26 protein-coding genes are annotated in these 26,122 nt (G+C 70.2%); 16 read left to right on the top strand and 10 right to left on the bottom strand.

The window, feature by feature from the left end:
* Nucleotides 1–27: 27 nt before the first annotated feature.
* The 3 genes from AB0J78_RS21810 to AB0J78_RS21800 are packed head-to-tail and all read left to right on the top strand — an operon-like array spanning nucleotide 28 to nucleotide 3,436.
* Complete coding sequence (locus AB0J78_RS21810) at nucleotides 28–1,146, top strand: acyl-CoA dehydrogenase family protein (RefSeq protein WP_363791790.1); 1,119 nt, start codon at nucleotides 28–30, stop codon at nucleotides 1,144–1,146.
* Complete coding sequence (locus tag AB0J78_RS21805; protein ID WP_363791788.1) at nucleotides 1,146–2,225, top strand: acyl-CoA dehydrogenase family protein; 1,080 nt, start codon at nucleotides 1,146–1,148, stop codon at nucleotides 2,223–2,225. Before AB0J78_RS21810 ends, AB0J78_RS21805 begins: the two co-directional genes overlap by 1 nt.
* The gene (locus tag AB0J78_RS21800) at nucleotides 2,222–3,436 is read left to right on the top strand and encodes a CoA transferase (protein ID WP_363791786.1); all 1,215 of its coding nucleotides are present in this window, start codon (nucleotides 2,222–2,224) and stop codon (nucleotides 3,434–3,436) included. The genes AB0J78_RS21805 and AB0J78_RS21800 overlap by 4 nt, the downstream gene beginning before the upstream one ends.
* Here AB0J78_RS21800 and AB0J78_RS21795 read toward each other — a convergent pair.
* Both AB0J78_RS21795 and AB0J78_RS21790 read right to left on the bottom strand, forming a co-directional pair.
* A complete protein-coding gene (locus AB0J78_RS21795) occupies nucleotides 3,420–4,028 on the bottom strand; it encodes a class I SAM-dependent methyltransferase (protein ID WP_363791784.1) in 609 nt (202 codons plus the stop codon). The genes AB0J78_RS21800 and AB0J78_RS21795 overlap by 17 nt on opposite strands.
* A gap of 57 nt (nucleotides 4,029–4,085) precedes the next feature.
* Nucleotides 4,086–4,925, bottom strand: a complete 840-nt coding sequence (locus AB0J78_RS21790) for a PaaX family transcriptional regulator C-terminal domain-containing protein (protein ID WP_363791782.1) — start codon at nucleotides 4,923–4,925, stop codon at nucleotides 4,086–4,088.
* A gap of 123 nt (nucleotides 4,926–5,048) precedes the next feature.
* Here AB0J78_RS21790 and AB0J78_RS21785 point away from each other — a divergent pair, with 123 nt between their 5' ends.
* On the top strand, nucleotides 5,049–5,915 hold the full coding sequence (locus AB0J78_RS21785; protein ID WP_363792269.1) for an amidohydrolase family protein: 867 nt from the start codon (nucleotides 5,049–5,051) through the stop codon (nucleotides 5,913–5,915).
* A 92-nt stretch (nucleotides 5,916–6,007) separates the two neighbouring features.
* A complete protein-coding gene (locus AB0J78_RS21780; RefSeq protein WP_363791780.1) occupies nucleotides 6,008–7,324 on the top strand; it encodes an MFS transporter in 1,317 nt (438 codons plus the stop codon).
* A 259-nt stretch (nucleotides 7,325–7,583) separates the two neighbouring features.
* On the opposite strand, the gene AB0J78_RS21775 is transcribed toward AB0J78_RS21780, so the two are convergent.
* A complete protein-coding gene (locus tag AB0J78_RS21775; RefSeq protein ID WP_363792267.1) occupies nucleotides 7,584–7,820 on the bottom strand; it encodes a response regulator transcription factor in 237 nt (78 codons plus the stop codon).
* A 390-nt stretch (nucleotides 7,821–8,210) separates the two neighbouring features.
* On the opposite strand from AB0J78_RS21775, the gene AB0J78_RS21770 reads away from it, so the two are divergent.
* Nucleotides 8,211–9,494, top strand: coding sequence for a glutamate decarboxylase (locus tag AB0J78_RS21770; RefSeq protein WP_363791778.1), 1,284 nt, complete (start codon nucleotides 8,211–8,213; stop codon nucleotides 9,492–9,494).
* Nucleotides 9,495–9,513: 19 nt separating this feature from the next.
* A complete protein-coding gene (locus AB0J78_RS21765) occupies nucleotides 9,514–10,446 on the top strand; it encodes a nitrilase-related carbon-nitrogen hydrolase (protein ID WP_363791776.1) in 933 nt (310 codons plus the stop codon).
* Nucleotide 10,447: 1 nt separating this feature from the next.
* Here the strand turns inward: AB0J78_RS21765 and AB0J78_RS21760 are convergent, their stop codons facing one another.
* Nucleotides 10,448–11,218, bottom strand: coding sequence for a 5-oxoprolinase subunit PxpA (locus tag AB0J78_RS21760; RefSeq protein WP_363791773.1), 771 nt, complete (start codon nucleotides 11,216–11,218; stop codon nucleotides 10,448–10,450).
* Between the two features lie 179 nt (nucleotides 11,219–11,397).
* Between AB0J78_RS21760 and AB0J78_RS21755 the strand changes: the two genes are divergently transcribed.
* The 4 genes from AB0J78_RS21755 to AB0J78_RS21740 are packed head-to-tail and all read left to right on the top strand — an operon-like array spanning nucleotide 11,398 to nucleotide 14,878.
* The gene (locus AB0J78_RS21755; RefSeq protein WP_363792265.1) at nucleotides 11,398–12,291 is read left to right on the top strand and encodes a carboxyltransferase domain-containing protein; all 894 of its coding nucleotides are present in this window, start codon (nucleotides 11,398–11,400) and stop codon (nucleotides 12,289–12,291) included.
* Nucleotides 12,288–13,268 carry a biotin-dependent carboxyltransferase family protein gene (locus AB0J78_RS21750; RefSeq protein WP_363791771.1) on the top strand — a complete coding sequence of 327 codons (981 nt, stop codon included), beginning with the start codon at nucleotides 12,288–12,290 and terminating at the stop codon, nucleotides 13,266–13,268. Before AB0J78_RS21755 ends, AB0J78_RS21750 begins: the two co-directional genes overlap by 4 nt.
* Before the next feature lie 21 nt (nucleotides 13,269–13,289).
* Nucleotides 13,290–13,529: an acetyl-CoA carboxylase gene (locus tag AB0J78_RS21745; protein ID WP_363791769.1), complete on the top strand. Its 240-nt coding sequence runs from the start codon at nucleotides 13,290–13,292 to the stop codon at nucleotides 13,527–13,529.
* The gene (locus tag AB0J78_RS21740; protein WP_363791766.1) at nucleotides 13,526–14,878 is read left to right on the top strand and encodes an acetyl-CoA carboxylase biotin carboxylase subunit; all 1,353 of its coding nucleotides are present in this window, start codon (nucleotides 13,526–13,528) and stop codon (nucleotides 14,876–14,878) included. Before AB0J78_RS21745 ends, AB0J78_RS21740 begins: the two co-directional genes overlap by 4 nt.
* Nucleotides 14,879–14,917: 39 nt before the next feature.
* On the opposite strand, the gene AB0J78_RS21735 is transcribed toward AB0J78_RS21740, so the two are convergent.
* The 5 genes from AB0J78_RS21735 to AB0J78_RS21715 all read right to left on the bottom strand — a co-directional run bounded on the left by AB0J78_RS21735 (nucleotide 14,918) and on the right by AB0J78_RS21715 (nucleotide 19,374).
* Nucleotides 14,918–16,390: an amidase gene (locus AB0J78_RS21735; protein WP_363791764.1), complete on the bottom strand. Its 1,473-nt coding sequence runs from the start codon at nucleotides 16,388–16,390 to the stop codon at nucleotides 14,918–14,920.
* 69 nt (nucleotides 16,391–16,459) lie between these two features.
* Nucleotides 16,460–17,104, bottom strand: a complete 645-nt coding sequence (locus AB0J78_RS21730) for an alpha/beta hydrolase (protein ID WP_363791762.1) — start codon at nucleotides 17,102–17,104, stop codon at nucleotides 16,460–16,462.
* Between the two features lie 3 nt (nucleotides 17,105–17,107).
* A complete protein-coding gene (locus AB0J78_RS21725) occupies nucleotides 17,108–17,428 on the bottom strand; it encodes a biotin/lipoyl-containing protein (protein WP_363791760.1) in 321 nt (106 codons plus the stop codon).
* Nucleotides 17,421–18,410, bottom strand: coding sequence for an alpha-ketoacid dehydrogenase subunit beta (locus tag AB0J78_RS21720; RefSeq protein ID WP_363791758.1), 990 nt, complete (start codon nucleotides 18,408–18,410; stop codon nucleotides 17,421–17,423). Before AB0J78_RS21720 ends, AB0J78_RS21725 begins: the two co-directional genes overlap by 8 nt.
* Nucleotides 18,403–19,374 carry a thiamine pyrophosphate-dependent enzyme gene (locus tag AB0J78_RS21715; protein ID WP_363791756.1) on the bottom strand — a complete coding sequence of 324 codons (972 nt, stop codon included), beginning with the start codon at nucleotides 19,372–19,374 and terminating at the stop codon, nucleotides 18,403–18,405. The genes AB0J78_RS21720 and AB0J78_RS21715 overlap by 8 nt, the downstream gene beginning before the upstream one ends.
* Nucleotides 19,375–19,616: 242 nt before the next feature.
* On the opposite strand from AB0J78_RS21715, the gene AB0J78_RS21710 reads away from it, so the two are divergent.
* The 5 genes from AB0J78_RS21710 to AB0J78_RS21690 all read left to right on the top strand — a co-directional run bounded on the left by AB0J78_RS21710 (nucleotide 19,617) and on the right by AB0J78_RS21690 (nucleotide 24,727).
* On the top strand, nucleotides 19,617–21,134 hold the full coding sequence (locus tag AB0J78_RS21710) for a helix-turn-helix domain-containing protein (RefSeq protein ID WP_363791754.1): 1,518 nt from the start codon (nucleotides 19,617–19,619) through the stop codon (nucleotides 21,132–21,134).
* 100 nt (nucleotides 21,135–21,234) lie between these two features.
* Nucleotides 21,235–22,467 carry an FAD-dependent oxidoreductase gene (locus AB0J78_RS21705; RefSeq protein ID WP_363791752.1) on the top strand — a complete coding sequence of 411 codons (1,233 nt, stop codon included), beginning with the start codon at nucleotides 21,235–21,237 and terminating at the stop codon, nucleotides 22,465–22,467.
* Nucleotides 22,464–22,625, top strand: a complete 162-nt coding sequence (locus tag AB0J78_RS21700; protein WP_363791750.1) for a hypothetical protein — start codon at nucleotides 22,464–22,466, stop codon at nucleotides 22,623–22,625. Before AB0J78_RS21705 ends, AB0J78_RS21700 begins: the two co-directional genes overlap by 4 nt.
* A gap of 22 nt (nucleotides 22,626–22,647) precedes the next feature.
* A complete protein-coding gene (locus AB0J78_RS21695; protein ID WP_363791748.1) occupies nucleotides 22,648–22,782 on the top strand; it encodes a hypothetical protein in 135 nt (44 codons plus the stop codon).
* A gap of 142 nt (nucleotides 22,783–22,924) precedes the next feature.
* Nucleotides 22,925–24,727, top strand: coding sequence for an NAD(P)/FAD-dependent oxidoreductase (locus AB0J78_RS21690; protein ID WP_363791746.1), 1,803 nt, complete (start codon nucleotides 22,925–22,927; stop codon nucleotides 24,725–24,727).
* A 63-nt stretch (nucleotides 24,728–24,790) separates the two neighbouring features.
* On the opposite strand, the gene AB0J78_RS21685 is transcribed toward AB0J78_RS21690, so the two are convergent.
* On the bottom strand, nucleotides 24,791–26,026 hold the full coding sequence (locus AB0J78_RS21685; RefSeq protein ID WP_363791744.1) for a lipase family protein: 1,236 nt from the start codon (nucleotides 26,024–26,026) through the stop codon (nucleotides 24,791–24,793).
* Between the last annotated feature and the right edge of the window lie 96 nt (nucleotides 26,027–26,122).

The following is a 26,122-nucleotide window of genomic DNA, read 5'->3' as shown; positions in this document are numbered from 1 at the left end:
GTTCCGGATCCAGTGCAGGAGTGGTCGATGCCGTCGTTGATGCCGCCGCCCGTTCGCGAGGACGACGAGCTGGACGTGGTGCGCCGGGAGGTGCGGGGTTTCCTCGCGGAGCAGGTCGCCGCGGGTGCCTTCGAACCGACCGTGGACAGCTGGCTGAGCGGGTGGGACGTGGGTTTCACGCGCGCGCTCGCCGAGCGGGGATGGCTGGGCATGACCGTTCCCACCGAGTACGGCGGCCACGGGAGGACGTTCCTGGAGCGGTTCGTGGTCACCGAGGAGCTGCTGGCCGCAGGTGCGCCGGTCGCCGCGCACTGGATCTCCGACCGGCAGGTCGCGCCGAACCTGCTGCGCTTCGGCAGCGAGCGGCTCAAGCGGGAGTACCTGCCGCGCATCGTGACCGGTGAGGTGTTCTTCGCGATCGGCATGAGCGAGCCGGATTCGGGCTCCGACCTGGCCAGCGTGCGGACGCGGGCCGAACGGGTCGACGGTGGCTGGCGGGTGCGCGGCACCAAGCTGTGGACCTCCGGGGCGCACGTCGCGGACGCCTTCATCGCCCTCGTCCGCACCTCGCCGCAGGGGGAGGACCGCCACGGCGGGCTGAGCCAGTTGCTGGTGAGGCTGGATTCCCCGGGCGTGGAGATCCGGCCGGTCCTCTCGGCGAACGGGTCGCACCACTTCAACGAGGTCCACCTCGACGGGGTGGTGGTGCCCGACGATCACGTCGTGGGGGAGATCGGCGCGGGCTGGCACCAGGTCACCTCGGAGCTGGCGTTCGAGCGCTCCGGGCCAGAGCGGTTCCTGTCCACCTACCAGCTGGCGAAATCCCTGGTCGGGAGCCTGGAACCGGCCGAGGCGGGGAGGATCACCGGCAGGCTGGCCGGACTGCACCAGATGTCGCTGTCCATCGCCGCCGCGCTCCAGCGCGGAGACCGCGCGGACGTTCCGGCAGCGCTGGTGAAGGTGCTCGGAACCGTCCTCGAAGGCGACATCGCCGACCTGGCCGACCTCGCGACCCCGTCCGGCGAAACCGGCGACATCGCCGCGCTCACCCGCCGAGCCGTGCAGCAGCGGCCCGGGTTCACGCTGCGCGGCGGGACGAACGAGATCTTGCGAGGCGTCATCGCACGCGGATTGGGAATGCGCTGATGACCACCGTCGACCCTGAGCTGCGCGACGTGCTGCGCGAAGTCCTCGCCGGCGACCTCCACGACCGGCTCGACCAGAGCACCAGCGGCGTCGGTTTCGACGCGGAGCTGTGGGAACGCTTGAGCAGACTCGGTTTCACCGCCCTGGCCGCCCCGGAACAGCAGGGCGGAGCAGGCGCGGGATGGCCCGAAGCCGCCGCCCTCCTGAACGAAAGCGCCGCCGCGGCAAGACATCTCCCGTTCGCCGAGAGCGACCTGCTGGCCCACTGGCTCCTCCGCGCGGCCGGAAGACCCGCAGCCGATCCGACGGCTCCACTCACCGTCGCCATCGTCGATCCCGACGGGACGGCCCGTGCGGTGCCCTGGCTGGGCCAGGTCCCCGCAGTCCTCCTCTTCCGCCGCCCCAACGGCACCTGCGCCGCAGCCGAAACCCCCACCCCACCCAACCCGGATTACTCCCGTAATCAGGGACCGGATTACGGGAGTAATCCGGGAACCCGGTCCGGGTTGCCTCGGGGGGAGCTGCGGGGGGTTGAGGAACCTCCTGGGGTTGTGGAGGTCGGTTCGGGGGTGCTGGACGAGCTGGTCCTGCGGGGGGCTTTGGCTCGGGGAGTGCAGATCGTGGGGGCGTTGGACGAGGTCGTTCGGTTGTGCGTGGAGCACAGTCGGACTCGGGTGCAGTTCGGGCGTCCGATCGCGAAGTTCCAGGCCGTGCAGCACCTGGTGGCCGACGCCGCCGCTGAAGCGGCTCTGGCGCGTGCGGCGGTGGACGCGGCCGTGCTGGACGCGGCCGAAACCGGTGCGCCCTCCGCAGTCAAGGTCGCGGCGGCCCGGTCCTGCGCCGGTCACGCGGTATCGGTCGTGGTGCGCAACGCCCACCAGGTCCACGGGGCGATCGGCACGACCCAGGAGCACCCGCTGCAGCTGTTCACGCTGCCCGCGCTCGACTGGCGCGGCGAGTTCGGCACCACCCGCGACTGGGACCGATTCCTGGGCGAGACCACGAGGGCCTCCTCGCTGTGGGACGTGGTCCTCGGCGGTCCGGCCGAGACGCCCACCCTCCCGGGAGGTCACCGATGAGCGGCGAACCGCTGGCCGGAGTGCGGGTCCTCGACCTGTCCACGGTGTTCATGGGGCCCTACGCGGCGCAGGTACTCGCCGAGTGGGGCGCCGACGTCGTCAAGGTCGAGTCGCTGCGCGGCGACCAGGTGCGGGGCGTCGGCGACACTTCGGGCGCTGGTGCCGGGCCGATCTTCGTCAACGCCAACCGGGGCAAGCGCTCCCTCGCGGTCGACCTCAAGAGCGACGACGCCCGCGAGGTGCTGCACGCGCTGGTGCGCGAGGCCGACGTGTTGCTGCACAACATCCGCCCTCCGGCGGCGGCCCGGCTGGGACTCGCCTGGGACGACCTGCGCGAGGTCAACCCAGCGCTGGTGCTGTGCGCGTTCCGCGGCTACGGCAGGAACGGCCCGCACGCCGACCGCCCCGCCTACGACGACGTGATCCAGGCGGCCTCCGGCATCGCCGACGCCCAGGCCGCCGCGGGCGGTGAGCCGGAGTACTGGCGCTCGGCCGCCTCCGACAAGGTGATGGGTCTCTACGGGGCCGCGGCCACCTGCGCCGCCCTCCGCGCTCGGGAGATCGACGGTGCCGGCCGCTCGGTGGAGGTCCCGATGTTGGAGGGGATGGCGTCGTTCATGCTGCTCGACCGGCAGGGCGGCTGGCTCACCGATCCGCCGTCGGGCCCCACCGGTTATCCGAGGACCGACTCCGCGCACCGGCGTCCCTACGCCACCGAGGACGGTCACCTGGCCGTCATGATGTACGGCGACAAGCACTGGATCGCGTTCTTCGACCTGATCGGCCGCCCGGAGCTCGCCGAGGACCCGCGGTTCCACGACATCGGGGCGCGCACGACCCACATCGACGAGCTCTACGCGCTGCTGGCCGAGGAGATGGTGCACCGCACCTCGGCGGAGTGGAGCGCGGCGTTCGAACGCGCCGACATCCCGCACGGGCCGGTCAACTCGATCGAAGACCTCTTCGCGGACCCGCAGCTGGTGGCGACCGACTTCTTCCAGACCGTCGATCAGCCGGGCGTGGGCCCGGTCCGGCTGGCCCGGCGACCGATCGACTTCGGAACGCCACCGCCACCACCGCGACCGGCACCGCTGCTGGGCCAGCACTCCCGGGAGGTCCTGGCGGAAGCCGGTATCGCCGACGAGGACGTGCAACGCCTCATCGACGCGGGAGCGCTCGGCACCACCGACGAGATCACTCGGCCGGGCTGAGGATCGCGACGAGGAAGTTCGAGTCCGCGCGGCGCGGGCGCAGGTCCCAGGTGGCCAGCGCGAGGTCCTGCGCGAGCCCGGCGGCCTCCACGTCGGCGAAGAACTCGTCGGGTTCGTACCCGCGTCCGGTCCCGAACCCCACGGCCACCCGGCCCTGCGGCGCCAGGTGCTCGCGGAACCGCTGCAGCACGGTGCGGCGCGTGCTCGGGGCGAGGAAGGTCATCACGTTGCCCGCGCACACGATCACGTCGAACGGTTCGGTGATGCCGTGCGCGGCGAGGTCGAGTTCCGCGAGGTCGTCGACGATCCAGCGCGGCCCCGGGTGGTCCTCCTCCGCGGCCTTGATCAGCGCGGGGTCGACGTCCACCCCGACCACCTCGTGACCGGCCGCCGCGAGGGCACCGGCGACGCGGCCCGGACCGCATCCGGCGTCGAGGATGCGCGAGCCGCGCTCGGCCATCGCGTCGATCAGCCGAGCCTCGCCCGCGAGGTCCTCACCGGCCTCGGCCAGACCGCGCATCCGACCGATGTACCAGGCGGAATGCCCCGGGTCAGCCGCCACCTTCTGCATCCACACGCTCTGCTCGACCATGCCTCCCATTGTGCGCGTCGAGGTGGTCCGCCGGTCAGCGCCCCAGCGGCGCGGGGCTCAGGGCCTGGTGGGTCGGATCTGCTCGATCGCCTGCTCGGCCAGGGGAGAGGCGGTGGTGTCGTAGTGGCGGGCGAGGTCGCGGAAGAGCGTCTCCGCGCGGATGGCCGGCCAGTCGACGTCGAGGTGTTCGGCAGGCAGGTGCGGGTCCTGGCGGACCAGCTGCAGCCAGTCGGTGTGCAGCACGAGCTGCCGCGCCAGGTCGTCCGGGGCGGAGGGCAGCGGGGACGGAGCGTCCCAGCGCGCGAGGAAGGCGCGGTAGCGCTCGGCGATGGCGTCGAGGTCGAACGCCTTGCGGACCAGGTCGGCGGCCTCCGTCGGCTTCGCCCGCTGCGCGGTGAACACCGTGACGTTGTCGTTGAGCCCCAGCTCGTCGACGATGCGGACGACGTCGGTCTCGCCCGGTGCGATCCACAGACCGTTCTGCAGCGGGCCGAACCCGGCCCAGATCAGCTTGGAGCGGAGGTCGTGGCGGTCGCTGCGCCGGGCGTCGGGCAGTGAGAAGGCCACGAGGGTCCAGTTGCCGTCCCAGTCCCGGTTGACCGCGCCGGTCTGCCAGATCCGCCGCTCGCCGTCCTCGAGGACCTGGCTGGCGTGCTCGGTGAGTCCGAAGTAGACGCGGCGGCCCTGGCGGTGCCGGGTCAGCAGCCCGCGCTTGGCCATGCGGCTCAGCGTCGAGCGCACCGCCTCCTCCGAGACGTCGATCCGGTCGAAGACGTCGATGATGCTGCCCGAGTAGACCGCCGTGCCGCGGCCGAGCACGTGCAGGCCCAGGAAGCTGAGCATCAGCGACTGCGGCCGCGCCGAGTAGGTCAGCGCGTCATCGGCGGAGGTGGTCACGTGACCAGCGTAGTCACGCTCAATGTTGGGCACAATGTTGACGGCCGTCATCACATCGCCGTACTTTCGGTCCGGTCGGCACGCTCGCGGAAGGGACCTCCGACTGACATGACCGGACACGCCATGAACGTCGACGAACTGGTCGCCATCGACGTGCACACCCACGCCGAGATCTCCAAGGACGGGCACGGTTCGCTGAGCCCGGAGCTGTTCGGGGCGTCGGAGGAGTACTTCAAGGCCCAGGGGCACCGGCAGCCGAGCATCGCCGAGATGGCCGATCACTACCGGCAGCGGCGGATGGCCGCGGTGGTGTTCACCGTGGACGCCGAACACGCCACCGGGCATCCGCGCATCGCCAACGAGGAGGTCGCCGAGAGCTGCGCCGAGCACTCCGACGTGCTGATCCCGTTCGCGAGCGTGGACCCGTGGAAGGGCAAGGCGGGGGTGCGCGAGGCGCGTCGCCTGGTCGCCGAGCACGGGGTCCGCGGGTTCAAGTTCCACCCGAGCATCCAGGGCTTCTCGCCGAACGACCCGATGGCGTACCCGCTGTACGAGGCGATCGAGGAGCTCGGCGTGCCGGCGCTGTTCCACACCGGGCAGACCGGTATCGGCGCGGGCGTGCCGGGTGGTGGCGGGATCCGGATGAAGCACTCGAACCCGATGCTCGTCGACGACGTGGCCGTCGACTTCCCCGAGCTGCGGATCATCCTGGCGCACCCGTCGTTCCCGTGGCAGGACGAGGCGCTGGCGGTGGCCACGCACAAGCCCTTCGTCTACATCGACCTGTCGGGCTGGTCCCCGAAGTACTTCCCGCCGCAGCTCGTGCACTACGCGAACTCGCTTCTGCAGGACAAGGTGCTGTTCGGCTCGGACTACCCGGTGATCACGCCCGACCGCTGGCTGTCGGACTTCGAGAAGCTCGACATGAAACCGCACGTCCGGCCGAAGATCCTCAAGGACAACGCGGTCACCCTGCTCGGGCTGAAATGAACGACCAGCGGTGCCAGAACCGCTGAACCATCCGCTGTGGACAGTCAATCCGCGCTGGTGCCGGTGGCACCCCCGACGACGAGGGTCTCAGCATGACAGATCCGGCCACACCTCCACCGGCGCAGCTCCGACGCGCCGTCGCGTCCAGCTTCCTGGGCAGCGTGATCGAGTACTACGACTTCCTGCTCTACGCGACGGCGTCGGCCGTGGTGTTCAGCCAGGTGTTCTTCACCAACCTCGACCCGCTGGTGGCGACGGTGGCCAGCTTCGGCACGTTCGCCACCGGTTACCTGGCGCGCCCGATCGGCGGTCTGGTCTTCGGCCACTTCGGCGACCGGCTCGGCCGCAAGCGGATGCTGGTGCTCACGATGCTGCTGATGGGCATCGCCAGCTCGCTGATCGGACTGCTGCCCACCTACGAGCAGATCGGTGCGTGGGCGCCGCTGGGACTGGTGCTGCTGCGGGTCCTGCAAGGCGTCGCCGTCGGCGGTGAGTGGGGTGGTGCGGTGCTGATGTCGGCCGAGCACGCCACCTCGCGACGCGGTCTGTGGGCCAGCTTCACCAACGCGGGCGCGCCCTGCGGCATGGTGCTGTCCACCGCGGTGCTCACAGGCACGGCCGCCGTCCTCGGCGAGGACGCGTTCCTGGGCTGGGGCTGGCGCATCCCGTTCCTGCTGAGCATCGCGCTGCTGGTGCTGGGGCTGTTCGTGCGGTTGAAGGTCGCCGAACCCCGGCTTTTCCAGGAGTCCGAGCGCGCCAAGACGGCACCGCTGATCGAGGTGCTGCGCACCAGGCCGAAGCAGCTCGCGCTCGGCGTCGGCGTGGGGCTCTCGGCGTTCGTGGCGCAGTCCACCCTGACCACCTTCGTGCTCGCCTACGGCGTGCAGGCGGGGTTCAGCAGGCAGGTGGTGCTCAACGCGATCACGATCTCCTCCGCGTGCGCGGTCGTGGGCATCATCGCGTGGTCGGCCGCCTCGGACCGCCTGGGCAGGCGACCGGTGGTCCTGGTGGGCGCCATCGCCATGGCCGCTTACAGCTTCGCCCTGTTCCCGATGGTCGACAGCGGGAGCGGAGCCCTGCTGGTGACCGCTCTGGTGCTCGGGCAGGGCGTGCTGCACCCGATGATGTACGGCCCGCTGGCCGCGCTGTACACCGAGCTGTTCAGCACCGGGAGCCGTTACACCGGAGCCTCCCTCGGCTACCAGCTGGCGGGGTTGGGCGGCGGTCTGGCCCCGGTGCTGTTCGCGCAGCTGCAGAGCAGCGGAGCGGGCACGATCGCGCTCTCCGGCACGATCACCGCCTTCTGCGCGCTCACCGTCGGGTGCGTCCTGGCCCTCCGCGAGACCAGCGGCCACGACCTGAGCGGCACCGCGCAGGCGCAGCGCGTGGAGGGCGGGACGCTTCCCTGAGATCCGACAACCACCTCCTTGCCGTATTGAACTGATCGCGCGCCTGGTCGACTCTGTCGGACGGTGGTGATCTGCTCCTGAGATCCGCTCCGCCACCTCCACGCCTGATCCTGTTCGGACGGAAGGAGCCGATGTGGCCACCTCACAGCCCCGCGGTGGGCGGGCTCGCCTGCGCGGCACACCTCCGGGCGAGGCGCCCGGAGGTGCACGAGGATTCGGACGCGGACCTGGAGCGGTTCTGCGGTACCACTTCCGCGAGCTAACCCATGCGGCCCAGCGCCTTCACCACGGCTGAAGTCCGGTCGCCCACACCGAGTTTCGTGAAGATGTTCCGGAGGTGGTTCTTGACCGTGCGTTCCGATATCCCCAGTGATCGTCCGATCTGCTTGTTGGAGGAGCCGCGAGCCAGGTGATCGAGCACCTCTCGTTCCCGCTTGGTCAGCGGTGAAAGCACCTCGGTCAGCGTGGTTTCGGAAGAATCCGATGATTCGAGCATGTTGATCCTTAATGAAGCTAGCTGACCGACCTGGTTCAGAACCTGACGCATCGCACGCGAGTGCTCGACGGCCTCGTGCAGCAACGCGGTGATCGCCCGGTCCAGAGCCCGGTCAGAGGAACGGGCCATGAAATGCCTCCACTGGGCGGATCGTCCGGGGGCACCCTGCACCCGTCCTTTCCTACTTCCCATTTCGCCACAGCATTACGCGCGAATTACGACCCTGTCTGCGAATCCCTCGTATGAGTGGGTAATTGCCCCGTGTGGACCAGTCACAGCGGCCTGGGACTAGTTCGGAAGATCTGGGGCGAATTGTTCATGGTAACTGGTCCTGCCTGGTCGTAGCGTTGATCGTGTTTCGCACACAACCAGGAACAGGAGCATTCGACGATGTCTGCTTTGCCGAAGGCGTTCGAGGAATCATCGGGTTGCTCGACGCAACTTCGGGGCGGGATCCCTTTATTCGGAATGGACGCGGATGAGGCTTTCAAAGCCGTCACCGAAAGGCTGAGCGGAGACGGCCCGCCGGAGCGCAACCTCGCGACCTTCCTGACCACATCGATCGAACCGGAGGCTCACCGGCTGTACCGCGAGTACCTGAACTACAACCTCGTCGACCGAGAGCAGTACCCGGCCATCGACGCGCTGCTGCGCGAGTGCGTCGACATCATCAGCGCGCTGTGGCACGGCGATGCGGGCCAGGTCGTGGGCAGTGCCACCACCGGGTCCAGCGAGGCGGCGATGCTCGCCGGTGCGTCCTTGCTGCGGACCTGGCAGGACCGCACCGGCGATCGGCTGAGCCGGCCGAACATCGTCATGGGTGCCGGCGCGCACGCCTGCTGGAAGAAGTTCTGCCGTCACTGGGGGGTGGAGGCCCGCGTCGCTCCGGCGACCGACAACGGGCCGGCGCTCGACGGCAGCGTGGTCGAGCGCCTGTGCGACGAGCGGACCATCGGCGTCGTCGGAATCCTGGGGTCCACTCTGGACGGCCGCTACGAACCCATCGCCGAGATCGCGGAGCGGCTGGACCAGCTGGAGGAGCAGCGCGGTATCGACGTCCCGCTGCACGTCGACGCCGCATCGGGCGGTTTCATCGCACCGTTCCTGGACCCGGAGCTGCTCTGGGACTTCCAGATCCCGCGAGTGGTCTCGATCAACGCCTCCGGCCACAAGTCCGGCTTGGTGCTGCCGGGCCTGGGCTGGTTGCTGTGGCGGGACCGGAGCCGTCGCAGTCCCGAACTGGGGGTTCGGATCAACTACCTCGGCGGCGACGACGCCCACTACGAGCTGACCTTCTCCAGGTCGGCGGCTCCCGTGGTCATCCAGTACTACAACTTCGTGCGCCTCGGGCTCGCCGGTTTCCGCGCCGTGCACGCCCGGTCCAGATCGCTCGCGCAGCAGCTGGCCACGCGGTTGCAGGCGACCGGACGGCTCCGGGTCCTGGGCGACGGCAGTGAGTTACCCGTGGTCGTGGTGACCGCGGAACCGCCCGTCGACCTGCGGGAGGTGTCCAAGCGACTGGCCGAGATCGGCTGGTCCGTACCCGTCTACACCTTCCCGCCGAAGCTCGACGACGTCGAGGTGATGCGCATCGTCGTGCGCGGTGATCTCACGTCGGAGGCGGTCGAGAAGCTCGCGACCGCCGTCGAGGAATTCGTTTCCCACGCGAACTGATCGGAAAAGGAGAACATCCATGCGTCCCGTCCGAATCGTCAGCCGGTTGACCGACCGCGAACCACCGCGGTCCGGCACCGGGATTCGCCTCGCGCTCTTCCAGGGCGAGAACCCCTCGGGAACGCCCGAGGCGGTGGCGGAGAACCTCCTCCGGATGGAGGAGGTGTTGGCGCTCGCCGCCGGCTACGGAAGCCAGCTGTGCGCCTTCCCCGAATGCTTCAACACCGGCTACGCGCTCAACCGCGAGCTGTGCGAGCAGCTCGCCGAGCCGAGTGACGGAAGGAGTGTCGAACTGGCCAGGAAGCTGTCCACCCAGCACGAGATCGCGGTCGCCCTGCCCTACGTCGAAAGGGGCGCCAACGGTGCGCTGCACGACTCGGTGGCCCTCGTCGCCGATGGGGAGCTCCAGGCCAACTACCGCAAGACCCATCTCTACGGTGAGGCCGAACGGGTGAACTTCACGCCGGGGCACGACCTGCCACCCGTGGTCCAGGTGAACGGGTTCCCGGTCGGGCTGCTCAACTGCTACGAGTGCGAGTTCCCGCCGCTGTACCAGAGCCTGGTGCGGCGGGGAGCGCGGCTGATCGTCGGCCCCACGGCCGCCGACCGGCACTTCACGCTCCAGAACGGGCACCCGACGCTGGTGGCCTATCCCGACGCCACCGAGCACATCATCCCCGCGATGGCCGCCGTCTGGCGGGTTTTCGTGGCCTACGCCAACCGGCGCGGCTGGGAGGTGTCCGACCGAGGGCAGTGGGAGTACCGGGGCAACTCCGGCATCTGGGCGCCGGACGGCTCCCCGGTCGTCAGCGCCGGGCCGGAGGAACGCGCGGTGGACTCGTTGCTGCTGGCCGACTGCCTGCCCGAAGCTGTGCCGCCGTTCAGCCCGGAAGGTGACCACCTGAGCGATTCGCGGATGGCCGAATCCGAAAGGCTGTTGCCCGCGGGCTGAATCAGCCTCGAGCGTCCGCCACTTCGGCCATCGGGGCCAGACGGACACCCGCGGAGGCGAACCGTTCGCGGATCGCCTCCGCGATGTCCACCGCGTTCGGCCGGTCGCCGTGCAGGCAGATCGTGTCGGCGTCGACCGGGATGGGTTCGCCCGACACGGAGCGCACCTCGCCCCGCAGCACGGCCTCCGCCTGATCCGCGCAGGTCTCCGGCGACTTCGGCAGCGGCTCCGGTTCGATGATGATGTGCCCGGAGTCGTCGTAGTCGAGGTCGGCGAAGGCTTCGCGGATCACCGGGAACCCGCGTTCGGCGAGGCGTTCGGACACGGGCCCGGCCAGCAGCACGACCCGCACGCCGGGAGCCGCGGTCGCGATGGCCTCCACGATGGCTTCGGCGACCCCCTCGTCCTTGAGCGTCAGCCCGTAGAACGCGCCGTGCGGCTTGACGTGCCGGATCGTCTCACCGCAACGAGCGGCGATCGCCTGCAGCGCCCCGAACTGGTACAGGCAGGCGCGCGCGGCGTCCTCCGGGCTCAGCGCCATGGCGCGCCTGCCGAAACCGGCGAGGTCGGGAAAACCGGGGTGCGCGCCGACAGCGGTGTCCCCGTCGCGTGCCAGTTCGACGGAGCGCTGCATCGTCGCCGGGTCCCCGGCGTGCCAGCCGCAAGCGATGTTCACCGACGTCACGAGGGGGATGAGGCGGGCGTCGTCACCGAGACGCCACCGCCCGAAGCTCTCCCCGGCATCGGCGTTGAGATCGACGAGAGTGCGCATGGACTCACCTCCGGATCCGGGCGCCCACCTTAGTTTCCGGTGATTGCGCACGCAGATCAATCAGCCTATCCTCTCACTCGAAGGTGGTCGATTGGTGACCGACGCGCTGCGTCGAGCCGTCCCGCGGCGCATTCTCGACTGGCACTCGTCGGGGGATGCGGAGGTGCGCCGTGACCGTGATGGAGGTTCAACTACCACCGGCTCGGTACGAATTCGGCGGGGATGAGTTCATCTTCGTCGAAATCGACCGCGAGATGAGCCTGGAGGCCAATCTCAAGGCGATGGCCATCACCGGCGCGTTGCGCCGGGAGAACATCGACGGGGTCATCGACATCTGCCCGTCGAACGCTTCATACCTCGTTCGGTTGGATCCGGATCGCCTGCATCCGACCGAACTCGTGGAGGAACTGCGCCGACTGGAACGCACGGCGGGGGAGCTGCGCAGCGATGATGCTGTGAGCACCCGGATCGTGGACGTGCCGGTGCTCTTCGACGACCCGTGGACTCGCGAAACCCTGATGAGGTTCCGCGATCGCCACCAGGACCCGGAGGTCACCGACCTCGAATACGCCGCCCGGATCAACGGGTTCTCCGATGTCCCGTCGCTGATCGAGTCGATCACCTCGGCGCCGTTCCTGGTCACCATGCTCGGGTTCGTCCCGGGGCTTCCGTTCTGCTACCAGATGGTTCCGCGCGACCGGCAGATCGAGGTGCCCAAGTACGTGCGCCCGCGCACGGACACACCGGAGCGCGCGTTCGGCTACGGCGGCGCGTTCTCCGTGGTGTACCCGGTGCGAGGGGCCGGTGGGTACCAGCTGTTCGGGATCGCGCCGGCTCCGGTCTTCGACCTGGCGCAGCGGCTTCCCGACTTCGCCGACGACATCGCGTTCCCGCGTCCCAGCGATGTGCTGCGGTACCGGGCGATCGACCGGGACGAGTACGACCGCACGCGCGTGGAGGTCGAGGAGGGCCGGTTCCGCTACCGGATCCGCGAGGCGGAACTGGTTCCGGCGGAACTGCTCGCCGACCCGGACGCGGTCAACCGCGGGCTGTTGGAGGTGCTGTACAGATGAGTTCCTTGATCGTGCGCACGAGCGGCCTGTCCACGACGGTTCAGGACTCGGGTCGGGACGGCCAGTACGCCATCGGGATGCCGCCTTCGGGCGCGATGGACCAGTACTCCTACGCGGTCGCGAACATGCTGGTCGGCAATCCCGACGGAGCCGCCGTGCTGGAGGCGACCTACATCGGGCCCGAGCTGGAGTTCACCGATTCCCGCAGCGTCGCGGTCACCGGAGCCGACAGCGTCGTCACCATCAACGGCGAACCGGCGCCGACCTGGCAGACGCTGGGGATGAAGGCCGGTGACGTGCTGGCGGTGAAGGCCGTGCGCGCGGGTGCCCGGCCCTACATCGCGGTCAGCGGCGGCGTGGACGTGCCGCTCTACCTCGGTTCGCGCTCGACCTACATGCTCACCGGCATCGGCGGTTTCGAAGGCCGCGCGCTGGTCGACGGGGACCGGGTCCCGCTCGGCGGGGCAGTGGAATCGCCCGCGCCGGGCACCGTGATTCCCGCCGAACTCATCCCGGAGTTCCCGGAATCCACGGTGCTGCGGCTGGTCGTCGGGTTGTGCGCCTACCGGTTGACCGAGCGAGCGCTGGAGTCGTTCCTCACCACGGAGTGGAAGGTCACCAAGGACGCCGACCGGGTGGGTTACCGGTTGCGCGGCGGGTCGCTGGAATTCGTCGAGCGGGAGCAGCCGTTCGGCGCGGGAAGCGACCAGGCCAACGTCGTCGACCTCGGCTACCCGGTCGGGTCGGTGCAGGTTCCCGGCGGTGACGAGCCGATCGTGCTGCTCAACGACGCGGTCACCGGTGGCGGGTACGCGACCATCGGCACCGTGATCTCGGTGGACCGGGATCGGATGGCGCAGGCCAGGACCGGGAGCAAGGTGCAGTTCGAGCGGGTGGACATCGATGGTGCGGTGGCCGCTCGGTCCGAACGGCGTGCACGTCTCGAAAAAGCGCGGGCGGCGGTAGCCGGCGCCTGAGAGCCGGCGGAGGGGGAAACGATGTCCACAGTGGATGCTCAGATGCCCGGGGTCTTCTACCGGCGCCCATCGCCCGAATCGGACCCGTACATCGAGCCCGGGAACGTGGTGCGATCCGGGCAGACGATCGGGCTCATCGAGGTGATGAAGACCTTCAACGAGGTCAAGGCCGACCGCGAATGCCGGGTCAGCAAGATCTTGCTCGACGACGGTGACGAGGTGGACATCGGCCAGACGATGTTCGAGGTCGATGACGTATGAGCGGCCTGCGGCGAGTGATGGTGGCCAACCGCGGCGAGATCGCGGTTCGGATCATCCGTGCGTGCCACGTGGCGGGTGTCGAAGCGGTGGCGGTCTACTCCGACGCCGACGAGCACTCGAAATGGGTTCGAATGGCCGATGATGCGGTGCACATCGGTCGTTCCGCCGCGCAGAAGTCCTACCTGGATCCGGACGCGCTGCTCAAGGCGGCGCGTGCCACCGAGGTCGATGCGGTGCACCCGGGTTACGGCTTCCTCTCCGAGAGCGGTGCTTTCGCCAGGGCGATCGACGAGGCGGGACTGGTGTTCATCGGTCCTCGACCGGCGGTCCTGGAGCAGATGGGTGACAAGGCGGCCGCGCGCGGTGCGGCGGCCTCGGCCGGTGTTCCGGTGGTTCCCGGCACCGACCCGATCGACGATCCGGCCGACGTACCCCGGCTGGCCGCGGAGATCGGATTCCCGTTGCTGCTCAAGGCGGCCGCAGGAGGCGGAGGACGCGGCATCCGGCCGGTCCACGACCTCGACGGTCTGCTGGACGCACTTCCCGCCGCTCAGGCGGAGGCGCGTTCGGCGTTCGGGGACCCGGCGGTCTACCTGGAGCGCGCCGTGGCCAACGCCAGGCACGTGGAGGTGCAGGTCCTCGCCGACGACCACGGCAACGTGGTGCACCTCTTCGAGCGGGACTGCTCGGTGCAGCGGCGCAGGCAGAAGCTCATCGAGGAGGCGCCGGCACCGGCGCTGCACGAGGAGACCCGGCAGGCCATCACCGCCGCGGCGGTGCGGCTGGCCGAGCACGTGGGGTACCGGGGTGCGGGCACTGTCGAGTTCCTCGTCGACGGTGACGGCAACTTCTACTTCATCGAGATGAACGCGCGGGTCCAGGTCGAGCACCCGATCACCGAGGCGATCACCGGCGTGGACGTCGTCGCGGAGCAGTTGCGCATCGCCGGTGGCGAAGCGCTGTCGATGGACCAGTCCTCGATCGAGCGTCGTGGCGCGGCCGTCGAACTGCGCATCAACGCCGAGGACCCGGAACGCGATTTCGCCCCCACACCCGGCGAGATCACCGTCCTGCGACTGCCGGGAGGACCCGGCGTCCGGGTCGACACGGGCATCTCGCAGGGAGACCGGATCAGCCCGTTCTACGACTCGCTCATCGCGAAGATCATCTGCTGGGGCGCGGACCGGGACCAGGCCTACGCCCGAGCCCGGCAAGCGCTCACCGAGTTCCACGTGGAAGGCGTGGCCAGCACGGCAGCCCTGCACCGAGAACTCACCAACGACCCGGAACTGGCAGCGGGCCCGGTCCACACCCTGTGGCTGGAACACCACCTCAGCAACGGCCGGTGATCCTGCCGTCGTCGGTGGAATTCGTTGCGCCGCAGGTGCTTACCGGAGTGGCTGCCCGCCTCGTCTCGGTGTCTGGAAGCCGCCGATCTGGTCTTCGAGCAGTTCGGCCAGGCGCAGCGGGGTGCGGTCCTCGAACGTCGGACCGATGAGCTGCACTCCCACTGGTAGTCCCTCGGGGGACAGGCCCGCGGGAATCGCGGTGGCGGGCAGGCCGGGCATGGTGGCCAGACCGGCCCAGACGAGCTGGTCGAAGTACGGGTGCTCGACGCCGTCGATGTCGAGCCGGCGGTCCAGCAGGTCGGGGTCGTGTTCGTGCGGGAACGCGGGAGTCGGCGTGATCGGGCACGCCACGGCGTCGAACTCGTCGAACAGCTGCCGCCAGCCGTGGCGGTGGAGCTCGCGGCGGTGGTTCACCTCGATCCACTCGCGGTGGCTCAACACCATCCCGCGCAGCCGCGCCGCGTCGAGGCTCTGGTCCTCCGCGCTCAGGCGGGCTGCGCGGGCCCGCAGCTGTTCGTAGGCGTCGATGGGAAAGCGGGCGACGGAGCCGGAGAACAGCAGTTGTGTGTAGAGCGAGGCTGATTCAGCGAGATCGGGCAGCAGGGGGCTGTGCCGTTCGACGCGGGCACCTCCGGCGACGAGCGCGTCGGCAACTCGGTTCACGCCTGCTCGCACCGCGGCCCCCGTCGCGATGAACGGGTGCTCGTCGAGGACCAGGACCCGGAAGTCGCGGAGCCGATCGTGGCGCGCGGGTGGCAGCGTTAGGTGGTGCGCCTTGCCGAGCGTCAGCGGGTCCGGTCCGGCCATGACGTCGAGAAGTTGCGCGAGGTCGCGGGCGGTGCGCGCCATCGGACCGGCGACGGCGAGGTCGTGCTCGACCGGCAACGCGGGTCCGGGCGGCGGGACCATGCCGCGGGTCGGTGCTAGTCCGAGGGTCGGCTTGTGGGCGTAGACGCCGCAGAAGTGCGCGGGGGTGCGCAGCGAACCGGCGAGGTCGGAGCCGATGGACAGCGCACCGAACCCGGACGCCAGGGCCGCCGCGGATCCGCCGGAGGACCCGCCGGACGTGCGGCCGTGGTTCCACGGGTTGTTGGTGGTGCCGTGGATCTCGTTGAAGCTCTGCAGGTCCTGCAGGCCCAACGGCACGTTCGTCTTGCCGAGCACCACCGCACCGGCGGCTTTGAGTCGCGACACCTGCACCGCGTCCTGGGCCGGTACGAAGTCCCGGTGCTGCGGCATGCCCCAGGTCGTGGGCATCCCGGCCACGTCGTAGGACTCCTTGACCGTGACCGGAACGCCCAGCAGCGGCCGATCCTCGCGCCGGTGGAGCGCCTGGTCGGCCTGACGCGCGGCCGCCCGAGCACGATCGAAGTCGGGCGCGCAGATCGCGTTGATCTCCCCGTCGTCCCGCTCGATCCCGGCGATCGCCGCCTCGGTCAGTTCCGCCGAGGACACCTCACCAGCGCGCAACGCGGCCGCCAGCTCTCCGGCCGACCGGAAGTTCTCATCCATGGCTCGGACGCTAACCGCACGCCGCGCAGGCCATGAAATTCCGCTTCGCGCAACGGAGAAGTCCGCTCCTCAGCCGTCGAAGAACTCCAGGGCCGAGGTCTTGAAGGTTCTGCTCGACACGGCGTTGAAGTGGTTGCGACGGCCCAGGGAGACGTACGGGACGTTCAGGGCCGTCGCGAAGGAGCGCGCGTCCGCGGCCACTTCGTCGTCGTCCCCCGCGGCGAGCAGGACGGGGGCCGGGGGCCGGCCGGAGAGGCGGTGACCCGCCATGCCTTCGATGCACGGGCCGAGGTCCTCGCCGGAGAGGGCCTGCTGGACGCGGAGCATGGATTCGCGCTGGACCGGGCCGCCTCCGATCCCGCCGAGCGCGAGGGCGCGGACCCGCTCGGGGGCCAGCCGGGCCAGGGCCCAGCCGACGACACCGCCCATCGAATAGGTCACCACGTCCACCGCGGGCACCTCCGCCGCGTCGAGCACGGCGAGGACGTCGCGGGCGAGGTCGTCGGGGGAGTAGCCCGTCGTGGCGCGTTCGCTGTGGCCGTGCCCGCGCAGGTCGGTGACCACGTGGCCGCGATCGGCCACCGCGCGGAGCCAGCCGGTGCGCTCCCACGTCCGCTCCGAGTCGGAGGCGAACCCGTGCAGGAGCAGCACCGGCCGGGGACCGGGTTCGCCGTCGTACCAGAGCTTCACGCCGTCACGCGCGGTCGCGGGCATCGGTCAGTCCTCCGGCGGCGTCAGGTGGACGCGTCGTTGCGGCTTGTGGTCGACCGGAACCGTGCCGACGATGCCGGCGTGGTCCTCCACGGTGAAGGTCACCAGCGGGGCGCCGACCGCGAGCTCCTCGTCCTCGCCGACGTGCAGCCGCGACACCCGGCCGCTCTGCGGTGAGGGGATCTCGACCGCGGACTTGGTGGTCTCCAGCTCCACCAGCGGGGCGTTGCGCTCCACCCACTCTCCCTCGGCCACGAGCCATTCCAGGACCCTGGCGCTGATCAGACCTTCGCCGAGGTCGGGCAGCGGGAACGTCACTTCAGCCACGGCGGTACTCCAATGCGGTCTGCACGGCGGTCAGGATGCGGTCGACGCTGGGCAGGTACTCGTCCTCCAGCGACCCCGACGGGTAGGGCACGTCGAAGCCCGCGACGCGCTGAACGGGGGCGCGGAGTTCTCCGAAGCAGCGCTCGGTGATCAGCGCGGACACCTCGCCGCCCAGACCGGCGGTCAGCGGCGCCTCGTGCACGACCACGGCGCGGCGGGTGCGGGCGACCGATTCACCCAGCCCTTCGGCGTCGATCGGCTTGAGCCAGCGCAGGTCCAGCACCTCCAGCTCCACGCCGTCCTCCGCGGCGAGCTCGGCGACCTGCTCGCAGCGCGACACCATCGCGCCCCAGGCGACGAGCGTGGCGTGCCTGCCCCGGCGCACCACCCGGCTGCGACCGACCGGCAGCGCCTCCACCGGCTCGGCCGGGTCGAAGTCCTCGCGCTGCCAGTAGCGCGACTTGGGCTCCATGAAGATCACCGGGTCCGGGTCGGCGATCGCCTGGCGGAGCAGGTGGTAGCCCTCCGAAGGGCCCGACGGCGAGACGACCTTGAGGCCGGGGACGTGCGCGAACAGCGACTCCAAGCTCTCACCGTGGTGCTCCGGTGCCCGGATCCCGCCGAAACTGGGCAGCCGCAACGTGATCGGCATTCCCAGCGTCCCCCGGCTGCGGTAGTGCATGCGGGCCACCTGGTTGACGATCTGGTCGATCGCCGGGTAGCTGAACCCGTCGAACTGGATCTCCGGAACCGGGCGCCAGCCCGCCATCGCCAGCCCCACCGACATGCCCATGATCGCCGACTCCGCCAGCGGGGTGTCGAAAACCCGCTGCTCGCCGAACTTGTCCTGGAGGCCGTCGGTCACCCGGAACACGCCGCCGAGCGTGCCCACGTCCTCGCCGAAGATCAGCACCCGGTCGTCGTCCTCGCAGGCGTGGCGCAGCGCGGTGTTGAGCGCCTGCTGCAGCGAAAGCTCAGGCATCCTGCGACTCCTTCCAAGCGCGGTGCTGATCGAGCAGGGCGGTGGTCGGCTCGCGGTAGACGAAGCTGAACAGCTCGTCGGCGGGTGGCGACTGCATGGCGTGCAATCCGGCGGTCGTCTTGCGCACGACGTCCGCTGCGTGCTCCTCGGCGTCGGCGATCTCCTCGGCGGGCACCGATCGCATCGCCCGGGTGATCGGGTCCTGCTCGGCGCTGAGACGTTCCTCCTCGGTGCTGCGGTAGCGGCTCGGATCGTCCGATGTGGAGTGCGGGCCGAGCCGGTAGGTCATCGCCTCGATCACCGTGGGCCCGCCGCCCGCGCGGCCGCGTTCGAGCGCGGCCCGGGTCGCCTCGAACACCGCGGTGACGTCGTTGCCGTCCACGCGCAGGCCTTCGATGCCGTATCCGGCGGCGCGCGCCGCCACCGAGCCGCCCGCGACCTGGTCACCGGTGGGCAGCGAGATCGCCCAGCCGTTGTTCTGGCAGAAGAACACCACCGGCAAGCGGTAGATGCCCGCGAAGTTCATCGCCTCGTGCACGTCGCCCTGCGAGCTGGCGCCATCACCGAAGTAGGTCAGCGCGGCCCCGCCGGTGCCGTCCAGCTTCGCACCCATCGCCCAGCCCACGGCGTGCAGCACGGGTCCGCCCACGACGGCGTTCGGCGGCGCGAGGCGGGCGACGTTCGGGTCGTAGAGGCCGCCGTGCCAGATGTTGAGGTGCATCGCCATGTAGGCGACCGGATCCACCCCCAGCGCGACCGCCGCGCCCAGCTCGCGGTAGGTGGGGAAGGCGAAGTCGCGGGCGCGGTCCAGCGCCGCCGCGCTCCCGATCTGAGCGGCCTCCTGGCCCCTGGCCGGAGCGTAGGCGGGCAGCACGCCCTGCCGCTGCAACGCGACCGCCTCCTCGTCGAGGCGGCGCGTCACCACCATCAGGCGGAAGAGCTCGCGGAGATCTGCGTCGTCCATGAACGAAAGCGTGCGCACCGGGTCCCCGACAGTGCAACAGTGCGATTCTCGACTGCTCAGGTTGTCCGCTTTGCCGAGCGGCAGCAGCATCGCGCTGTGCAAGTTGTCCAGTCCCCGACCCCCGGTACTCCGAACGTGCAAGCGCACTCGCCGCGGTCCTCCCGCCCTCGGCGATCAGCAACCCGGCCCTGCTGGAAGGACCCCGGCCCTGCGCTCGGCGCTCGAAGCCTGATCATGGGTGCATGGTCAAGCTGGACCGACTGATCAACGTCCTCGGTGGGTACGGGGCGCGGCTGGTGTGCTCGCCGCGCAGCCGGTCGACCGAGTTGCGGGCGGTGGCGCTGCACGACCCTGACGAGCAGGTGCCGGGTGGTGATGAAGTGCTGCTCGCCGTCGGTGTCGACGAGCAGCGCGCAGCGGAGGTGCTGTCGGAGACCAGCGCGGTGGTCGTGGTGTTCCGGCTCGACCGGATCGAGGAGCGCGCGCTCGCCGTCGCCGGCGAGAGGAAGGTCGCGGTGCTGCTCGTCGACCCCGCGGTGTCCTGGGGACAGCTCGCGGGCGTGGTCTACGGACTGGTGCTCGAAGGGCGCGAGACCGAGGCGGGCCGGGGCCCGACGGACCTGTTCGCGCTGGCGGACGCGCTGGCCGAATCGGTCGGCGGTCCGGTCACGATCGAGGACCACCGCTCGGGCGTGCTCGCCTACTCGCAGCGCCAGGAGACGGCCGACCAGGCCAGGCTGGAAACGATCCTGGGCAGGCGGGTGCCGGAGGGGGTCCGCCGCGAGCTCAGCGAGCGCGGGGTGTTCCAGCACCTCGCCGAGTCCGACGAACCGGTGTTCGTCGAGCCCTCCGGTGCCCGGCGAGGACGGGCCGTGGTCGCCGTCCGCGCGGGCAAGGCGCTGCTCGGCTCGATCTGGGTCGGGACCTCTTCGCCCTTGGACGCCGAGCGCCAGTCCGCCCTGGTGCAGGCGTCCCGCACCGCCGCCGCGCACCTGCTGCGCACGCGCGCCAGCGCCGACCTGGAGCGGCAGGTCGAATCGGATCTGGTGATCGGGCTGGTCGAGGGCCACTCCGACGTCGTCACCGTGCTGAGCCGGCTCGGTTTTCGCGGCGACCGGTTCCGCGTCGTCGCGGTCCAGGCGCACAACCAGGGGGAGCACGACTCGGCGGCGCTGCTCGTCTTCGAACTCGCGACCGTGGGTTTCGGCTGGTCGCGGCCCGGGCGCAGCGCCCTGTTCGCCAACACCGTCTACACGATCCTGCCCCACGAGGACGGTGAAGCCGCGCGCGAATGGGTGCGGGCGCTCGCGCGCGAGATGCCCGAGGGCGTGGCGGTCTCCGCCGGGATCGGCGGCCCCGCCAGCTCGGACGAACTGGTCGACAGCAGGCGGGAGGCGGACGAGAGCCTCGCGGTTCACGCCGCGAAACCGGCGGGATCGCCCGTCGTGGTCTACGACGACTCCTGGCACGAGATCCTGCTGCGCCGATTGCAGCACGTCGCCGCGGGCGGGCGCACGCCCGCGCGCGGTCCGGTGGACGAGCTGCGCCGGCACGACTTGGAGCACGGAACCCGGCTGATCACGACGCTGCGGACCTGGCTGGAGGTGCAGGGCGACCTCGGCGCCGCGGCGGCTCGCCTGGAGATCCACCCGAACACGGTGCGCAACCGGATGCGCAAGGTGACGCAGGTGGGCGCCCTCGACCTGGAGGACCCGGACACCCGGCTGGCGTTGGTCATCGCTCTCGCCGCCGAGCAGTAGTGGATTCCGCACAACCGGGGACTGATTGGTTGTGCGGAATCCACAGTGTCGTTCTCGTCCTGGTCGAGCATGCTTCGTGGCGACGAGAAGGAGTGTGGTCATGGGGTCTGCAGCGGGCGGCGCGGTCGTCGTGGGCGCCGGTGTGGTCGGACTGTCGACCGCGTGGTTCCTGCAGGAGCGCGGCGTCGAGGTGACGGTCGTGGATCGCAGCGGCGTCGCCGCCGGCGCGTCGTGGGGAAACGCGGGCTACGTCGCCCCGGCGTTCAGCGTTCCGCTGCCCGAACCCGCCGTGCTGCGCTACGGCGTGCGCTCGTTGTTCGACCCCAACGCCCCGCTGCACGTGCCCCGGACCGCGGACCCGGGCCTGTGGGCCTTCCTCGCGGGCTTCGCGCGGAACTGCACGCACCGCACCTGGCAGCGGTCCATGCGGTCGCTGGCGGGCCTCAACGCGGACTGCCTCGACGCCTTCGACGAACTCGCCAAGGGCGGCGTCGGTGCGCCCACCAAGACCGCCCCCATCGTGGCCGCCTTCGAAAGGCCGGAGCAGGCAGGAGAACTGCGGGAGGAGTTCGAGCGCGCCCGCCTCGGAGGCCAGGAGATCTGGTTCGCCGACGCGGCCCCGTCCGAGGTCCCGCAGCTGTCGTCGCTGGTGAGCACCGCGCTGCGGGTGGAGGGCCAGCGCTACATCGACCCGGGCGAGTTCACCCGCTCGCTCGCCGAGGCCGTCGAGGGCCGAGGCGGGCGGATCCACGCCGGGTTCACCGCGCGCGACGTCGTCCGCGACGGCGGCAGGCTGGTCGTGAAATCCACGCAGAACGACTACGTCTCCGCGGATTCGGTCGTGCTGGCCACGGGTGCGTGGCTGCCGGAGCTCGCGGTGAAGGCCGGCGTCAAGCGACAAGTGCGCGCCGGGCGCGGGTATTCGTTCACCCTTCCCGTGGAAGAACCCGTTGTCGGCCCGATCTACCTGCCCGCGGCGCGGGTCGCCTGCACGCCGTACCAGGGTGGTCTGCGCGTGGCGGGCACCATGGAGTTCCGGTCGCCCGACGCGGCGCTCGACGGTCGCCGCATCGAGGCGATCGTGCAGTCCGCCCGGCCGTTCCTGCGCGGCGTGGACTGGGAAGGCCGCCACGACGAGTGGGTCGGCCCCCGGCCGGTCACCGCGGACGGCCTGCCGCTGATCGGGGCGTCGAAGATGCCCGGCGTCCACATCGCCGGAGGGCACGGGATGTGGGGGCTCACGCTCGGACCGATCACCGGGCGCCTGCTGTCGGAGCAGATCGTCACCGGCGAACGTCCCGCCGCAGTGCGGCCTTTCGACCCCTTGCGATGACGACCGGCGAGTTGTCCGCGACCGAACGTCGCGAACTCGAATGGCTGCGCAAGGAGAACAGGCTCCTGCGCACGGAGAAGGAGATGTTGCTCCGCATCGCCACCGAGTACGCACTGGAACACCGCAACCCCGGACCGCCGCGCGAGAACCACGGCTGACCGGACGCTCATGGAGGTCATCTTGCCGGAGTGGATCCAATTCAGCCTCGCGCTGCTCGCCTTCTTCCTGCTGGCCCTGAACCACTGGTTGACCCGGCGCGCCCACGGCCTGCGCAAGAGCAGGTCGGAGAACCGATCTCCCTCGCCGATGGGCTGATCGCCTGGCTGCGAGCGTGCCCGATGTGTCGGCTCTGGTTCGGATCGCCGAGGCGCGACGTGCTAACTTGGAATAAGTCACCTGACTTAAACCCAAGGTCGTCGCGCCCCGTGGACGCAGGCGCGCAGCGAGAAAGGCCGCGATGTCGACGCTCCCTCCCTCGATCCCCGAGTTCTCCGATGACGAGGTCGACGCGCTGCGTCAGCGGTACCGCGCGGAGCGTGAACGCCGGGTGCGGCCCGACGGCAGCGGGCAGTACGCGCGGGCCGAGGGGAACTTCGGCTACTACGCCGAGGATCCGCACGCGGAGGAGCTCAGCAGGGAACCGCTCCACGGCCGGGTCGACGCGATCGTGCTCGGTGGCGGGTTCGGCGGCCTGTGCGCGGGTGCGCGACTGCGCCAGGCCGGGCTGGATCGGATCCGGATCATCGAGAAGGGCGGGGACTTCGGCGGGACCTGGTACTGGAACCGCTACCCGGGCATCCACTGCGACATCGAGTCCTACGTCTACCTCCCGCTGCTGGAGGAAGTGGGGTACGTGCCGAAGTGGAAGTACTCACCGGGGGAGGAGATCCGGCAGCACGCGATGGCAATCGGCCGCACCTTCGACCTCTACCGCGACGCGTGCTTCCAGACGGGTGTCACCGAGCTCCGCTGGGACGACGGTGAGTGGATCGTGCGCACCGACCGGGGCGACGAGATGCGGGCCGCCTACGTGGTCGTCTCCAACGGCACGCTCGACCACCCGAAGCTGCCGGGAATCCCGGGCATCGAGTCCTTCCGCGGGCACACCTTCCACACCAGCCGCTGGGACTACGGCTACACCGGGGGCGGACCGGACGGCGGGCTGGACGGGCTCGCCGACAAGCGGGTCGCGATCATCGGCACCGGTGCGACCGCGATCCAGGTCGTCCCGCACGTCGCGCGGGACGCGGCGCGGCTCCAGGTCTTCCAGCGCACGCCGTCCTCTGTGGATGTGCGCGACAACCGCCCGACAGACCCGGAGTGGGCGGCGTCGTTGGAACCCGGTTGGCACGCGCGGCGACGGGAGAACTTCCAGGCCGTCGTGACCGGGCAACCGGCGGAGGTCGACCTCGTCGACGACGCCTGGACGGCGAGTGCGAACGTGCTCGGCAAGATCATCGCCACCGACGCGCGCGCGGACTGGGACGTCGACGAGTGGGAGCGGGTCGAGGAACTGCTCGACTTCGAGAAGATGAACCGCCTGCGCGCGAGGGTCGAGGAGGTCGTGCACGACCCGGCCACGGCCGAGCTGCTCAAGCCCTGGTACCGGTACGGCTGCAAGCGGCCCACCTTCAGCGACGAGTACCTCGAGGCGTTCAACCGGCCCAACGTCACGCTGGTCGACACCGCCGACCACGGCGGGGTGGAGCGGTTCACGGAGAACTCCGTGGTCGTCGGCGGGCAGGAGTACGAAGTGGACTGCGTGATCTTCGCGACCGGCTTCGAGGTCGGCAAGTCCGACGTCATGACCGGCCGCCTCCCGGTCCACGGCAGGGACGGCACGCGGCTGCTGGACGCCTGGCGCGAGACCGGCGTCCGGACGCTGCACGGCTTCTGCAGCAACGGTTTTCCGAACCTGTTCCACCTGGGAGCGCTGCAGAACGCCCCCTCGGTGAACTTCGTCCACGTGCTCGACGAGCAGGCGATCCACGTCGGCGCGGTCATCGCCGCAGCACGCGAGCGCGGCGTGAAGTGCGTCGAACCCGCGGTGGACGCCGAAATGGACTGGGTCGCCACGATCGAGGCCTCGTCGCCCGAGCGCGGCTGGTTCGACGCGGAGTGCACGCCGGGCTACTACAACAACGAGGGCTCGGCCCGCCCCCGCCGCACCTTCGGACCCGGCCCGGCCGTGTTCCAGCGGCTGCTCCGGGACTGGCGCACCGGCGACGGCATCGACGAAGTCCTCGGCGACGCGAGCTGACGCTCCCGTGCCGAAAGACGCCACCCCGGAAAGGGGAGCCGGGGTGGCGGCTTCGGTGAGGTGCTAGCAGTTCGGCTCGGCCGGTTCGCCCGCGAACCGGCCGGCGAGGAACTGCCCGGCGTCGGCGTTGCCCGCGAAGATCCCGGAGAGGTGGTCCGAGACGTAGGTCTTCCAGGTGACCGGGACACCCATCTCGCAGTACCGGCGGTGCAGCGCGTCGGCCTGCGGCGTGTTGACGATCTCGTCGGTGGTCGCGTGGTATTGGAACACCGGGACCTCGATCGCCTTGGTGCCCAACCGGTTCTCCTCGATCCGCGCCTGCCACTGCGGGGTGGGCAGCGGATCGTGGGTGGTGTAGTCGCTGATCTTCTTGCCGGGGTACTTCGCGAGCAGCTCGACCACGCAGTCCTGCTGCTTGGCATCGGCGATGGCCTGCTCGCCGGTGTCGTTGAGGTAGGAATCCAGGTCCAGTTCCGGGTAGGCGGCGTCCAGCCCGACCGCGGCGAAGGCCAGGAAGCCGAAGCCGACGTAACCGTCGAGCCCCTTGGCGACCTCGTTGAGATCGGCCGGAACACCGCCGCCCGCAATGCCGACCAGGTTGAGCTCGGGGGCGTAGGTCGGCTGCTGCTCGCCGGCCCACATCACCGCGCCGCCGCCTTGGGAATAGCCCTGGAATGCGACCTCGGCGTCCGGTGCCAGGTTCGCCTGCGGGAAGCGCTGCGCCGCCCGGACCGCGTCGATGACCGCGGGACCTTCGGACCGGCCGGTGATGTAGGTCGGGGTGGTCTCCGGGGAGTAGCCCTCGTAGTCGGTGACCGCGACCGCGTATCCCCGGCTGATCAGGTCGTTGACGGCCGGCTGGTCGTAGAGGGTTCCGCGCTCGATCGCCTTGGACGCGGTGCACTTGAACGCCGGCCCCTGCGTGCCGGGCGCGTATCCGACGATCGGCGCCTCGGCGGGGTCGGCGTTCTTCGGAACCAGAACCGTTGCGGTGACGGCGTTGCGCGCGCCGAGCGCGTTGGTCGACAGGTACATGACCTGCCAGGCGTCGGCGTTGGCGGAGTTCAGCGCCGGTAACGCCGGGCGCCACCGGATGACGTCTCCCGGTTCGCCCGCCGGCAGCGTTTCCGGTGGCACGTAGAAGGTGTCGTCGAACGGGCCCGGCTGCTGCGCGGTCCGAGCGATCCCGGCAGGGCGCTCTCCGGTGGCCGCGGGTGCGACCGCGGCGGTGCCGCACGCGACGCCCAGCGCGGTCACCACCAGCGCCACCACCCGTGTGCGATGTGCGAATTCAGGCACTGCCAACCTCCGATTGCTTGGCTGGTTGCGATGGGCGGAGATTAGCGGAGCTGATCGCGTTGTCGAGTGCTTGACCGATTAGTTGTACGCCGCATG

It is taken from the genome of Saccharopolyspora sp. NPDC049426, assembly GCF_040676935.1.
Classification (GTDB): domain Bacteria; phylum Actinomycetota; class Actinomycetes; order Mycobacteriales; family Pseudonocardiaceae; genus Saccharopolyspora.
This window is presented reverse-complemented; position numbering and strand designations above follow the sequence as displayed.